General features: G+C 48.1%; 13 protein-coding genes. 10 read left to right on the top strand and 3 right to left on the bottom strand.

Annotated elements, in window-relative coordinates:
• The coding region (locus tag BLS44_RS26870) for a hypothetical protein (RefSeq protein ID WP_218127816.1) at positions 1-547 on the bottom strand (547 nt) is incomplete at its 3' end.
• A 145-nt stretch (positions 548-692) separates the two neighbouring features.
• On the opposite strand from BLS44_RS26870, the gene BLS44_RS24860 reads away from it, so the two are divergent.
• Positions 693-3,287, top strand: coding sequence for a TonB-dependent receptor (locus BLS44_RS24860; protein ID WP_090393471.1), 2,595 nt, complete (start codon positions 693-695; stop codon positions 3,285-3,287).
• A gap of 46 nt (positions 3,288-3,333) precedes the next feature.
• Positions 3,334-5,376: a DUF5689 domain-containing protein gene (locus BLS44_RS24855; protein ID WP_143019928.1), complete on the top strand. Its 2,043-nt coding sequence runs from the start codon at positions 3,334-3,336 to the stop codon at positions 5,374-5,376.
• A 161-nt stretch (positions 5,377-5,537) separates the two neighbouring features.
• On the opposite strand, the gene BLS44_RS24850 is transcribed toward BLS44_RS24855, so the two are convergent.
• Positions 5,538-6,116 carry a PhnA domain-containing protein gene (locus BLS44_RS24850; RefSeq protein ID WP_090393465.1) on the bottom strand — a complete coding sequence of 193 codons (579 nt, stop codon included), beginning with the start codon at positions 6,114-6,116 and terminating at the stop codon, positions 5,538-5,540.
• Positions 6,117-6,146: 30 nt separating this feature from the next.
• Positions 6,147-6,707 carry a sugar O-acetyltransferase gene (locus BLS44_RS24845; RefSeq protein WP_090393464.1) on the bottom strand — a complete coding sequence of 187 codons (561 nt, stop codon included), beginning with the start codon at positions 6,705-6,707 and terminating at the stop codon, positions 6,147-6,149.
• A 101-nt stretch (positions 6,708-6,808) separates the two neighbouring features.
• Between BLS44_RS24845 and BLS44_RS24840 the strand changes: the two genes are divergently transcribed.
• The 8 genes from BLS44_RS24840 to BLS44_RS24810 all read left to right on the top strand — a co-directional run bounded on the left by BLS44_RS24840 (position 6,809) and on the right by BLS44_RS24810 (position 14,116).
• Positions 6,809-7,141, top strand: a complete 333-nt coding sequence (locus BLS44_RS24840) for a PD-(D/E)XK nuclease family transposase (RefSeq protein ID WP_090393463.1) — start codon at positions 6,809-6,811, stop codon at positions 7,139-7,141.
• Positions 7,142-7,472: 331 nt separating this feature from the next.
• Positions 7,473-7,694 carry a hypothetical protein gene (locus tag BLS44_RS24835; RefSeq protein WP_143019927.1) on the top strand — a complete coding sequence of 74 codons (222 nt, stop codon included), beginning with the start codon at positions 7,473-7,475 and terminating at the stop codon, positions 7,692-7,694.
• A gap of 149 nt (positions 7,695-7,843) precedes the next feature.
• Positions 7,844-8,743: a DMT family transporter gene (locus BLS44_RS24830; RefSeq protein ID WP_090393461.1), complete on the top strand. Its 900-nt coding sequence runs from the start codon at positions 7,844-7,846 to the stop codon at positions 8,741-8,743.
• A complete protein-coding gene (locus BLS44_RS27235) occupies positions 8,740-8,934 on the top strand; it encodes a DUF4180 domain-containing protein (protein WP_394332484.1) in 195 nt (64 codons plus the stop codon). Before BLS44_RS24830 ends, BLS44_RS27235 begins: the two co-directional genes overlap by 4 nt.
• 430 nt (positions 8,935-9,364) lie before the next feature.
• Positions 9,365-10,075, top strand: coding sequence for a COG1470 family protein (locus tag BLS44_RS24825; protein WP_245729421.1), 711 nt, complete (start codon positions 9,365-9,367; stop codon positions 10,073-10,075).
• Positions 10,076-10,077: 2 nt separating this feature from the next.
• Positions 10,078-11,085 carry an ABC transporter ATP-binding protein gene (locus BLS44_RS24820; RefSeq protein ID WP_090393460.1) on the top strand — a complete coding sequence of 336 codons (1,008 nt, stop codon included), beginning with the start codon at positions 10,078-10,080 and terminating at the stop codon, positions 11,083-11,085.
• A complete protein-coding gene (locus tag BLS44_RS24815) occupies positions 11,033-12,052 on the top strand; it encodes an ABC transporter permease (protein ID WP_090393459.1) in 1,020 nt (339 codons plus the stop codon). Before BLS44_RS24820 ends, BLS44_RS24815 begins: the two co-directional genes overlap by 53 nt.
• Before the next feature lie 312 nt (positions 12,053-12,364).
• Entirely contained in the window at positions 12,365-14,116 is a 1,752-nt protein-coding gene (locus BLS44_RS24810; RefSeq protein WP_090393458.1) for an ABC transporter ATP-binding protein, read from the top strand.
• Positions 14,117-14,119 lie beyond the last annotated feature (3 nt).

Raw genomic sequence — 14,119 nt, 5'->3', positions numbered from 1 at the left:
CTCTCACCGATTCCGCAGATGTGCACAGATTTTTTAAAATCCGTCTGTGGAAATCCGCGTAATCCGTGAGGGATGGCGTCTTCGATAGTTGTTCTTCGTTTCTTTTTCTCACTGATTCCGCAGATGTGCACAGATTTTTGGAACTCTTCTGTGGAAATCCGTGTAATCCGTGAGGGATGGCGTCTTCGATAATTGTTCCTCGTTTCTTTTTCTCACCGAATCCGCAGGTGTACACAGATTTTTGAAGTCTTCTGTGGAAATCCGTGTAATCCGTGAGGGATGGTGTCTTCGATAATTGTTCTTCGTTTCTTTCTCTCACCGATTCCGCAGATGTGCACAGATTTTTTAAAATCCGTCTGTGGAAATCCGCGTAATCCGTGAGGGATGGCGTCTTCGATAGTTGTTCCTCGTTTCTTTTTCTCACCGATTCCGCAGGTGTACACAGATTTTTGAAGTCTTTCTGTGGAAATCCGTGTAATCCGTGAGGGATGGTGTCTTCGATAGTTGTTCCTCGTTTCTTTCTCTCACCGATTCCGCAGATGTGCACAGATTTTTTAAAATCCGTCTGTGGCCTTTGTATGAGCGTCTATCGCCGTTCCCAATACAAAGATTGGAAAATGTTTTCAAATAAAAAGTTTTTAATATTTAATGTTTTTGCTATATTTACAGTAACCTATCAAAAACGATCACAAATGAAAACCACCATCACCCTAACGCTTGCGTTCGTGTACCTGTTCGGGAATGCGCAGTCCCCTTCGTTTTTAACCGCCCGAGATACCATTCCGCAAACCGATTCGCTCATCAGCGCGCTGAAAGTTGAAGTTGCAGAACAACTGCCTGTGATCAGTCTGGATGAAGCAGATCCGGACGAAGCCAGCAGTACTACAGTTTCATCGGTACTTGCGGCTGGCAGAAATCCTTTCCTGGCTGCAGCTGCTTTCAACTTTTCGCCAATGCGCTTCCGACTCCGCGGCTATAGTAACGGAGACGCTGTTTATCTGAATGGTGCGGATTTTACCGGTCTGGATAATGGTGTTCCTTCTTTTGCCCTGTGGTCCGGGCTTACCAATATAATGCGTGTCCGGCAAAATGCCTATGGGTTAGAAGCCGCCGATTTTACCCCGGGCAAACCAGGGCTCAATACCAATATTGATATGCGGGCAGGTGCTCAATGGCCCCAGACACAGGCAGGATATGCTGCCTCGAACAGGAACTACCGGCATCGTTTTTTACTGACACATGGTTCCGGTTTTAATCGAAAAGGCTGGGCTTATAGTTATATGCTCAGTACCCGGTATGCCAAAGAGGGATATGTACCGGGCACTTTTTACCGGAGCCTCAGCTATTATGCCGCGGTTGATAAGAGGACGAATTCCCGGAATGTTTTTTCTGCCATTGTTTTTGGTGCGCCTACAGAAAGCGGAAGACAAGCGGCAAGCGTGCAGGAGGCGATGGACCTGGCGGGTACCCGTTTTTACAATCCTTCTTGGGGTTATCAAAACGGAAAGCAACGGAATGCTGCGGTAACAACCACGTTCCAGCCTGTTTTTATGGTCGTGTACGAGCACAGGCCCAATACTAAAACAAGCTGGATGACCACGCTGGCTTACGTCTCTGGAAAAAGAAAACTTTCTGGATTTGACTGGTACAATGCGCCGGACCCGCGCCCCGACTATTACCGTTACCTGCCTGGTTATTACGCCTCAACGCAGCCCGCTGCTGCCGAATCCTTGCGGGCATTATTATCCGGTACCCCCGGCCTGCTGCAGGTAAATTGGGACCGTCTGTACGAAGTGAATCGGGCAAACCGGGTGACCATCCGCAATGCCGCAGGAGTTCCCGGGAATGATGTTGTTGGCAAACGGTCGCTTTATATCATAGCCAACCGGGTAACTGATCTGCGCCGGTATCTTGGCAGCTCTGTATACAATACAAAACTTTCTAACGAGATAGGATTGGCTGCTGGCCTCAGTTATCAGTTCCAGGAGAACCGGCAGTACCAGGAAGTGAAAGACCTGCTGGATGGCGATTTCTGGCTGAATGTGAACCAGTTTGCGGAACGGGATTTTCCCAATGATCCCGGCTCTGCACAGAATGACCTGGATCATCCGGATCAGCTTAAAAAAGCAGGGGAACAATATGGCTATCATTACCAGATGATCATGAGCCGCCTGATGGCCTGGGTACAGCTGGCTATTACCTGGAGCCGGGTTGATCTGTTTTTTGGAGCCAGCGCCGCCGGGGCTCAATGCTACCGGTACGGGCTGAACCGGAATGGTCTTTTTCCTGAGAACTCCTACGGACCTTCTGTTCACCAGCGGTTTATCAGCCCTGGTTTGAAGCTGGGAGGAACCTACAAATTGAATGGCCGGAATTACTTCTTTTTGAACAGCGGATTTTTTCGAACGCCACCCTTATTTGACAATGTATTTGTTTCACCAAGGACCCGGAATACAATGCAGGAGGATCTGCTTAAAAGCGAAAAGACCTGGCTGGCGGAGGCTGGATATAAATTAAACGGCCCCCGGTTGAAAATAGGACTTACGGGGTATTATACCCGGATAAAAGATGCTTATGATGTAATGACGTTCTATCATGATCAATACAGGAATTTTGTGAATTATGCATTGAGCGGGATCAATACAGTGTACTTTGGTGGAGAGCTGGGGGCAGAGATCAGGCTGGGCCCAGCATTGAGTTTTAACGGGGCGGTATCAACGGGCAGGTATTATTATGATAGCCGCCCCAATGCGGTTGTTACTGCAGATAATAGTGCGGTAGTGCTGGCAGAGCAGCTGGTCTATCTGAAGAATTTCCGGGTGCCTTCTACTCCGCAAGATGCCTACAGCGCGGGTTTTTTTTACCGGTCGCCACAATATTGGTTTATCAGCCTTACGGGGAATTATTTCGATAACGCCTGGCTCAGCATCAATCCGATCCGGAGGACAATTGCTGCTATTGGCGATGCAGATCCCGCTTCGCCCGGCATTCAGGAGCTGATCGATCAAATGACCGTACAGGAGAAATTCCCCGCACAGTTCACACTGGATCTTTTTGCCGGTTGGTCAAAACGCCTGCCCCGGTCCTTCAATATTCATAAAAAGCCCATGTACCTGGTGCTCAGTATCGGGGTGAATAATCTTTTGAATAATACAAAAATCCGCTCCGGTGGTTTTGAACAGTTGCGGTTTGATATGGAAGACAAGGATACCAGCCGGTTCCCCCCCAAGTACTATTATGCATATGGGCTCAATTATTATGCAAGCATTATGTTCCGGTTTAAATAAACCAGGGCCGCTAACCCGTATTGTCGCAAAAAATAAAAACATTTTTATGAAAACATACTATTCCTTCCTCCGCATAATCCTGGTCCGCGCTGCAGTGCTGATCATTTCCTGTAATAAAACATTTGACACCCCCCTGGTAAATATGGATCCGGAAGTACCGGTCAATATGACCATCGCGGCTTTGAAGGAGCGCTACCAGGGATATGGCATTTTTCAAAAGATCTATGATGATATAACGATTGCAGGTGTGGTAACCGCCAATGACCGCTCCGGTAATTTTTATAAGCAGATCGTGATACAGGATGCAACCGCTGCAATCCCCGTGTTGCTGGATGGAAATAGCGTATATACCTTGTATCCGGTTGGCCGCCGGGTTTTTGTAAGGCTAAAAGGAATGATGCTGGGCGATTATGGGGGAACGATCCAGCTGGGCCTGGATTCTGTGCGCGATGGGGAATACCTGAATCTTGGACGCATACCGGTTGTGCAGTTCGACCAGTTCATTGTCAAAGGCTCTTTTGGCAATACCGTAGTGCCCAGACTGATCACACCGGCAGATCTTTCAACCAATATAAAGGATCCTTTACAAAGCATGCTGGTGCAACTGGAGGACTTCCAGTTTGCAGTCCGGGATACCTCCCAAACCTATGCAGATCCCGGAAAGGAGGTAAGTGCAGTGAATTTTACCCTCCGCGATTGCGGACAACAATCCCTCGTTTTACGGAACAGTAGTTATGCCAGTTTTGCTGCATTAAAAATACCTGGTGGAAACGGGACCATTACAGGTATTTACAGCATTTTTAATAAGACGCAGCAGCTTTTTATACGGGATACAGGGGATGTACAATTCCTGCAGCCCCGGTGCGGACAGGGGCCGGCAATACCCATAACAATCGCTGCATTGAGGCAACGATATAAAGAAGAATCCATTGCCCTGGATCGTTATGCCGTGGGGGGCACAGTGATCTCGGATGCGGGATCCGGGAATATCCCCTTTGGATGGGTGGTGTTGCAAAGCGGCAGCAGCGGGCTAATGATAAATATTGGAAGCGCCGTCACCTATCATACCGGGGATTCTGTTGTTTTAAATCTCAGCGATGCAGACTCTCTGGTCAACTACGGGGGCGTATTGCAGCTAAAGATGAATAAAAACTTCGAACAGCCGGCACCTGCAGCAACAGGACGTACCATTGTGCCGGTCGTTCGAACAATACAGGAGCTGAATACGGCACTGGAATTGCCCCTGGGTGATGCCAGGAACCCGGAATCAACACTGATCACCATTTTTCAGGCAACTGCTGAACCTGGCTTTTTTTCAGGGATCCATGCGCTTCAGGATGCCAGCGATGTTATAAGGCTATATACGCAGGAGGCAGCTGTTTTCGCATCCGCCCTTCTTCCTCCCGGACCGCAGTCCTGGACAGGATTTGCAGGGAGTAATAATGGTAACACGCAGTTTTATTTGCGGAATACGGATGATGTTACCGGGTTTGTGCCTGCTGTGCCGTTTACGGCTTTGTTCAGTTTTACAGGAGTATCTGACAAAACAGGAGCTACGGACCCAACGCCATTGCAGGAGATCCCTAACCTGGTTATTGCACCTTTCAAGGCGGTTGGAGTAGGTGATCATGCTACTGCCGGCGGGCGCTTTTCGTTCAGTGGATGGCCCACGGGTGCCATCAATGGATCGGATGTGTTGAGTGGCGCTGTTGATGACGGCAGGTATTATGAGGTAACGATCGGACCTTCGCCCGGAGCATTCCTGAATCTTTTTCAAATAAGCTTCACCTTACGGCGCTCTGGTACCGGCGTGCGGCAGGTAGTGGTGCGCTCCGGCAGGGACCGGTTTAAGCAGAACCTCCCCGTTGCCGTGGATCCGGGGAATAAAAATGTGCAGGTAGCAGATGAAAATACCTTCCGGGTAAGCGATGCTTCAACCACCGATAATACAGGATGCGCAGTGATAATGGGTACCGCATTTATGGAGCTGACGGAGCCGGTGACCGTCCGTTTTTATGGCTTCAACAGCGAATCTGCGGGGGGCACGTTTAGTATCGATGATGTGCGTATAAAAGGAAGCATTCGTTAACCGGCCGCCGTCCCTGGTGGGGAGTATCAACTGTGAAATTTTAAATGTAAAATGCAGCAATGGAACTGGTTTTACATGATTAGACGACGGTTCCCGGAACTGTACCGTCAGCGCCTTAAATACTTTAAAATTTAATATTTTAAGTGGGGTATTTTAGAGTTCTAACTTCCTTGTTTGCGCAGGTATTTGGTAAGGATCACGATGGTTTGTCCTTCAATTCTTCCTTCGATCTGTTCGGTGTTGTTTTCTACGAGCCGTATATTTTTTACAACGGTGCCCATTTTGGCATTCAGGGTAGAGCCTTTTACATCAAGGCTTTTGGTAAGTACTACGGTATCCCCGTTCTGCAATATGTTCCCGTTGCTGTCCTTATGGAGGTCAACGGTGCCATCGTCTTCATGATCCCCGGTGGCCTTTGCCCAGGCCAGCGTTTCATCATCCAGGTAAAGCATGTCCAGGTTATCTGCCGCCCAGCTCTCATTCCGCAACCGGTTCAGCATCCGCCAGGCCGTTACCTGTACGGCGGGAACTTCGCTCCACATCGATTCCGAAAGACATTGCCAGTGCGCAGCATCCAGCTCTTCCCTTTTTTCGATCTGCGCTTCGCATTTGCTGCAGATGAAGATCGTTTGGTCGGCGCTGTTTTGCGCTTTGGGGGCTACTTCATAGGCTCTTATACCTGTAGTGCTCTTACAAAGTTCGCAGCCATTCTTGCTTCTTTCTGTGGAGTCATTTGCCATTGCTTCAATTTTTGCCGGCAAATGTAGGGTTTATTGTTGAATTGTTCTGATGACCCTTGCGGGATTACCTGCGGCAAAACTATCGGGTGGCACATCCTTTGTGACCACGCTTCCTGCGCCAATAACACAATTGTTGCCAATATGTACCCCGGGTAATATTGTAACATTACCGCCTACCCAAACGTTATCGCCGATTGTGACCTCTTGGGCGTACTCCAGTCCTGTGTTCCGTTCGGCCGCTTTCATCGGATGCAGGGGCGTATAGATCTGTACACCGGGACCAAACATACAATGATGGCCGATGGTCACCCGCATGGTATCCAGGATGGTGCAATTAAAGTTAAAGAAGACGTGATCGCCGATGGCAATGTTTACCCCATAGTCACAAAAGAAAGGAGCTTCAATGTATAGATCTTTTCCCTGGTGCGGGATCAGTTGCTTGAGGAGGGAAGCTTTTGCTTCATATTCCGCTGCATCGTACCGGTTATATTCCTGGCAGCGCCGGTGCGCAAGGGTGCTCATGGCCCGCAGCTCCGGGTCTGCAGGTGTATAGCGTGCACCGGAAAGCATTTTTTCTTTTTCTGTGCTCATTAAATGATGATTTTAAGGTACTGTAAATATAGTAAAACGCTGACGGCATGCCGGACCTGTAAAAAAGGGATTTCTTATTTTGAAAATTTGTATCCTTAAGCATGGCTGCTATGAAAGAAACGGAGGCTCCTCCGACAGGTTGGTATATTGACCTGCTAACTGATTTTGGCGTTAAAAGAATATTCGGCTCAACTCAGAAAGAGTTGCTGAACGCTTTCCTGAACGAGTTGTTCAAAGGCTGTAAGGTAATATGCGACCTGGTCTATAATCAACAGGAAAATAATGGTCCTGCACGGCATTACCGTAAGGCCATTTTTGATGTTACCTGCACGGGGGCAGATGGGGAGATCTTTATCATTGAAGTACAACGGACCATTCAGAAACGGTTTATAGACCGGGCTATCTTTTATACTGCAAGCAGGCTGCATGAGTAAGGGCCGAAGGGCTATAAACATTGGGATCTTGAATTGGAGGAAGTATACTTTATTGGGCTGGCAGACTTTAATTTTAACCGTTCCCAGCCCCGAAAATACCTGCATAGGGTAAGACGATGGTACCGTATTTTATAATAAATTGGAGTTCATATTTTTAGCATTACCGAACTTTAAGCTTGAGGAAAAGGATATAAAAACGGACCTGGAGCGTTGATTGTATGCGCTGCGCGATATGGGGAAATTAGAAGAAATTCCGGTGACTTTATAAGGAGAAGTTTTTCAAGAACTGTTTGAAATGGCAAAGGTAGCTAACTTAAAAGCGAGGGAATTTATGTTATATCAAAAAGATGTTTTGGATAGATGGACCGGGTACGCAGTGTTAAAGACCGCCGAGGAAATTGGAATAACAGAAGGAAAGGCTAAAGGGAAGGCAGAAGTTGTTACGAACCTGATCAGCAAATTTGGCTTTACGGATGAGCAGGTCATAAATGCTGCTGAAGTATCGCTTGACTTTGTAAAAAAGATCCGGGCGTCTTTAGAGAAGGGCAAATAAGATTTTCGAAATAGCGAAAAAGGACGGTCACTATCTGTTTAGTGACCGTCCTTTTTATTATGGAGCTATAGTTATTCATAGTGCCTGAAAAATGCAATGCCGTCATTATTCCGCTAACCCCGTATTTTTGCCGGATTCTTTAGGTGAACATGCAAAAAAAACATAACGGGTTAAAATGGATACTGGCAGGGCTGGTATTTGCCGTATTGTGGTCATCTGCTTCAACAGCAACAAAAGTTGCATTGAACGTTGCCCAACCGCTCGTGATTGCTGTAACACGTTTTGGCGTGGCTTCTCTCATTATGCTTATAATAGCACACCTGGTGCTTCGCAAACCGTTGCCACAAAAAAGAGAATGGAAGCCCCTGGTTATTTATGGTATGCTGAACATCACCGTTTACCTGGGTCTGTATGTATTTGCCATGCAGCAGGTAACCGCCAGCATCGGGGCCCTGACAGTGGCTGTGAGCCCCGTATTCATTAGTTTTATATCCGTTTTCTTTCTAAAAAAACCCTTACCGCTGCGCATTATCCTGGCTATTTGTATCTGCCTCCTGGGTATTTTGGTAGTGGCCTGGCCCTTGCTGGGCGGAGCCTCGGTTACGCCATGGGGCCTTGTACTGCTGCTGGCCAGTATGCTTTCTTACTCTATCGGAACCATGTATTTTTCTTCAAGGAGCTGGGGACAAATGCACCTGTTTGTGATCAACGGCTGGCAAACTTTTTTTGGGGGGCTGTTGATGCTGCCGGTAGCCCTGGTTACCTATAAAGCACCTGCCAACCATTATACCTGGGCGTTTTGGGGTGGTACGCTTTGGCTGGCAATACCGGTTTCCATAGGGGCCGTGCTGCTTTGGCTGGATCTGCTGAAACAGGATGCTGTTAAGGCAGGAATGTGGCTGTTTATTTCGCCGGTATTCGGAATTATCATTGCAGCGCTTTGGGTACGGGATCCTGTAAGCATCTTTACTATTCTTGGAGTAATACTGGTATTGGCAGGGCTGGCGCTCAGCCAGTCCGACAGGCGCAGGGCCGGTGACAAGCGTTGAGTATTCATCTGGGAAGGCATCTGCCTTCGGAATGTAGAAGAAGGGTCCGATCTTATCGGAATATTTATTACCAGGAATTTGATCAGGCTATGTTGCATGTACATAGCACAACGCCGAAGCTCTGCAACCCGAGTACAAAGCTGGCCGGCGAAGTTTTACAAAAGCGCATCAACTATATCGTACCCGCGTAGCGATGTAGCGCGCATGTGAAAAGCCAATAGAATAAAATTACTTAAGGCCGGCTTACCCTTCCGGCAAACAGGTGCATGTAGGGTTGATATAATACCGGCGGGAACAGACCAGTTGTAAGCGCGAACTTACCGTTCATCCATTTTTTTTTGTGGAAACCAATCTTTTTATAATTTTAGTCCACCTTTTACTCAAGAACAATCAACGTTTGCACTCAAAAAGGTATTCCCATATTTGAGGCGCTATTATTTTATTAATGAATTTTATTATTTATTAATGTATATGTTAGCACAACAAAGTCTACTTTCGTTTCGGGGCGGAAAGAGAAAGGTATTCCGCTGCCTGCTGTTTTTATCAGCAATTGTTTTTTATCCGGGATCTTCGTTTTCCCAATCCGGAGGAGGGACCGGTTCAGCCTTTACGGCCCGGTTAATGAACCTGGAAGCTGCAGTTAATGAAACCTTCCGGTATAATGCCACCCTGCATAATGGCGCCCGGCAGGCCCGGATCTATGAATTAAGGTCGGATGCACCCATCGGCTGGAGCGTGGCCTTTAAAGTGGAAGGCAGCCAGGTTGCATCGTTCCGCCTGGATTCAAACAAAACGCAGGACATTTCCATAGAGGTAAATCCCTCGCCTGTTGCCCGGCCTGGTAAGTACAGTATCCCTTTAAAAGCGATTTCCGGAATGGATACCGCTGCTTTAACTATTGAAGCCGTAGTAAAAGGGGCCTATGCCGTGGAGCTGAGTACCCCAACAGGAAGACTGAGCGATGAAGTAACCGAGGGCAGCAATACACAGCTGCATCTTGTTGTACGCAACACCGGTACTATTGCGCTGGATAACCTGGAGCTTTCTGCACAGGCGCCTTCACAATGGGATGCTTCTTTTGAGCCTTCAAAGATCAACCAGCTGGAACCGGGGAAGACCCTCGACGTAACAGCAACCCTGAAGGTACCCGGGAAAACTATTGCAGGAGATTATGTAACCAACTTCAGTGTTAAAAATCCAAACGCTAATTCCAGTGCGGCATTCCGTATGACAGTAAAAACCTCGCTGTTATCAGGTTGGATCGGATTGCTGGTGATCCTTCTGGCGATCGGTATCATTTATTATCTGATCCGTAAATATGGAAGACGATAATCATGGAAGCTCCGATCATTGAACTGAAGGGGTTAACGAAATGTTACCGTTCATTAAGAGCCGTGGATGACCTGGATCTTACCATTAATAAAGGAGAGATCTTTGGGCTGCTGGGACCCAACGGGGCCGGCAAATCTACCACGATCCTGATGTTGCTGGGGCTTACCGAACCCACTTCAGGCGTGGCCACGGTTTGCGGTTTCAATGCTACCAAAAACCCCATACCGGTTAAGCAAAAGGTTGGTTATATGCCGGATAATATCGGTTTCTACAACAATATGACTGCGTTGGAAAACCTCGTGTATGTAGGCCGGCTGAATGGTATTGCTGAAGCTGAGGTAAAAGAACGGGCACGGGAAATGCTGGAAGAGGTAGGACTTTCGGGTGCCATGAATAAGCGGACGGCCACATTTTCGCGTGGGATGAAACAGCGGCTGGGCCTGGCAGATGTGCTTATTAAACAGCCGGAAGTGATCATCCTGGATGAGCCTACGCTGGGGATTGACCCCAGTGGGGTAAAGGATTTCCTGGCGCTAATCAAACAGCTGAGCAGGCAGCAAGGGCTTACCGTACTGCTCTCCTCACATCACCTGCACCAGGTACAACAGGTATGCGACCGTGTGGGGATCTTTGTAGGAGGAAAGCTGTTAGCGGAAGGAAATATTGACACCCTGGCTGGCAACCTGTTTGCCCGCGAGCCTTTTGTAGTTGAAGTGACTGTACAAAACCCGGTTCCTCCAACATTGGAAACGGATCTGTTGGCTATCGAAACCGTAAAGAAGGTGCTGGTAAATGATCATTTATTGCAGATATCGGGCAGTACAGGATGCACCCCGGACCTGGTACGCTTCCTTGTTCAAAAGGGAATGCATATTACAGGCGTGCAGCAGCGCTCCTATGGGCTAGATGAAATTTATGAACGTTATTTTGAAACCAATTTAAACGAGAATAGTTCCAGTGAAAAATCCAGCGGTTTATTTCAAAGGTCTTTTTTCAGGAAACGTAAGTAGCAGGAGTACGAAGGTGGGCGACCGGCCGTTTTCAGTGATGGTCCGCAAAGAAGTAGCGGATCATATACGCAGTTGGCGGTTCATTATTTTACTGGTCCTGATGCTGCTTACTTTTTTGGGGTCTATGTATGTATCCTTGTCCAATATCTCCAAAGCCGTTGGGAATGCCGAGGATCCTGACAGCCTGTTCTTATACCTGAAGTTACTGACCATCACCGATAACAGCTTGCCGCCTTTTCACATCTTTGTTGGTTTCCTGGGGCCGCTGCTGGGCATTGGCCTGGGGTTTGATGCGGTCAATGCCGAGCAGAATAATGGTACACTGATCCGCTTACTGGCGCAACCAGTGTACCGGGATAACCTGTTGCTGGCAAAGTTCACAGGTGCGCTCATTGTGATCAGCGTGCTTTTCTTATCGCTTGGGTTGCTGATGATCGGGGGCGGGCTTATTATTACCGGGGTGCGTATAGAGCCTCAGGAGTTTTTGCGCATCCTGTGTTTTATTGTGCTGACGATTGTTTATGTGGGGTTCTGGCTGAACCTTTCTATCCTGCTTTCGGTTGTGTTTAAGCAGGCGGCCACCTCGGCACTCACCGCTATCGGGATCTGGTTATTTTTTACTGTCTTTTACCAGATGATCATGAGCCTGGTGATCAAAGCCGTTTTGCCGGATCCTGCCCTGCTTTCGCCGGATGAAGTAACCGGTTATAATAACACCATCATGACCTTTCTGAGGTTGGTGCCCAGCCAGCTTTATGCAGATGGGACGACTACTTTGCTGATGCCTTCGGTAAGAAGCCTGGGGCCCCTGTCGATGGAACAGATGTCAGGAGCTATTCCTACACCGCTTTCGCTGCGGGAGAGCCTATTGATCGTATGGCCGCAGTTGTGTGGCTTACTGGCTGCAACCTTGCTGTGTTTTGCCCTGGCGTATCAGCGCTTTATGAGAAGGGAGATCCGTAACTGATCCCTGACCTCATTGCCGGTTTACGACTGAAGCACCGTTCCGAACGGTCGGAACACAGCATACTTTACTTTTCCGAATTAAAACCTCCCGGCTGCCGGTTGAGGGAGGGCATATCAAAAAGCAGGTGTTCCTGATCCACCATTGCTATGGCTGCCGGAGAATGAGAATAAAAAAACTCAGTGTTTCAGAATCTCTGTGGCTTTATCTCTAATTTCGCAATCCTGCGGGGTTAAGGTTTAAAGTAAAGAAGCGTGCCATTCGTTATCAATAAAAGCAGCATCAATTCTGCTGAATTGCCCCTGTAAAGTGTATATGACAGAACAAACAACAAATATCGGTAAGGCAGCAAAGCCAAGCATGTTCCGCATGCTCAGGCCCTACAGGGGACTTATCAGTTTATTACTGGTCCTTGCGTTATTCAGTAACGGGCTAAGCCTGGTTGTGCCGAAACTCATACAGTCGGCTATCGATGATTTTTCGCAGAGCCGGTTCCACATGCAGCGGCTGGTGGTCTATTTCCTGGCTGTATCGGTGCTGATCCTGTTGCTTACCTATTTTCAGAGTTTGGTGCAAACCTATGCATCGGAAAGGGTTGCCCGGGATCTGAGGAAACAGCTTGCGGATAAAATTTCCCGGCAAACGCATGCTTTTATACAGGATACAAGCCCTAATAAATTGCTGACCAATATCACTTCGGATGTAAACGCAGTGAAGACCTTTGTTTCGCAGGCGATCGTCAATATTATATCGTCGGTGGTACTGATCCTGGGCACGGCTGCCCTGCTGCTGAGCATCAACTGGCGGCTGGGGCTGATCGTGCTTGGGGTGATCCCCATCATCGCACTGGCGTTTGTTTTTGTGTTCAAAAAAATAAAAACACTGTTCAAACGATCACAGGAGGTGATCGACAAACTCAATAAGACCATTAATGAATCGATCCTGGGGGCAGCTCTCATCCGGGTACTCAACGCACAGTTCCTGGAGTACAATAAATTTATGGAAGCCAGCGGTGAGGCAAAGAACCTGGGGCTGTCGATTCTGAAATTGTTCGCAACGCTGATCCCTATCATCGTATTTACGGCCAACCTTGCGGTGCTGGCAGTTGTGGCAATAGGCGGGCACTATGCTATTACGGGATCCATGACCATGGGAGAATTTGCCGCTTTTAACAGTTATATCGCTATTTTGATCTTTCCCATTTTGCTGATCGGGTTTATGAGTAACCTGATAGCGCGGGCTTCCGCCTCGTATAGCCGCATTCATGAAGTACTGAATGCCCCGGATACCGAAGAGGGCGGCAGTTTTGAGAAACAGCTGGAAGGTGCTATTGAAGTGAAGGACCTCACAGTAATGTTTGGTGAAAAAAAAGCGTTGGATCATGTTTCCTTTAGTATAAAAGCGGGCTCCCGTACCGCTATTATTGGTCCCACTGCCGCCGGCAAAACGCAGTTGTTTTATGCCTTAACCACATTGATCAACCCTCAGCAGGGAACGATCTGTTATGATGGGGTACCTATACAAACCTATAACCAGGAAGTACTGCTGCGGCAGATAGGGCTGGTGTTCCAGGATGCCATTATTTTTAATATGAGCCTCCGGGAAAACATCGCCTTCAACGCGGATGTTTCGGAAGCAGCGCTGCAAAAGGCTGTGCGTACGGCAGAACTGTCCGATTTTGTCGACAGTCTTCCCGGGGGATTGGATACCGAGGTGTCTGAACGGGGCCTCAGTTTGTCCGGAGGGCAAAAACAACGGATCATGCTGGCCAGGGCCCTGGCAGGTAACCCCCGGATCCTGTTGCTGGATGAATTTACGGCGCGGGTAGACCGGAATACCGAGCAGCGGATCTGGAAAAATGTTGCGGAAAATTACCCGGGCATCACCATCGTTTCTATTACCCAGAACCTGGACCCGGTAAAGGATTACGAGCAGATCATTTTGCTGATGGAAGGCGAACTGATCGCCAGAGGCACCCATGAGCAACTGTTGCGCTCCAACCCGGAATATAACCAGATCCTGCAGAGCCAGCAGAGTCTGAACAATTATCAAACCACTGAAGCTTAAACA

The sequence above is a fragment of the Niabella drilacis genome (genome assembly GCF_900101395.1).
GTDB classification, from domain to species: Bacteria; Bacteroidota; Bacteroidia; order Chitinophagales; family Chitinophagaceae; genus Niabella; species Niabella drilacis.
The sequence above is the reverse complement of the archived record's forward strand: the minus strand, read 5'-3'. Positions and strand labels throughout refer to the sequence as shown.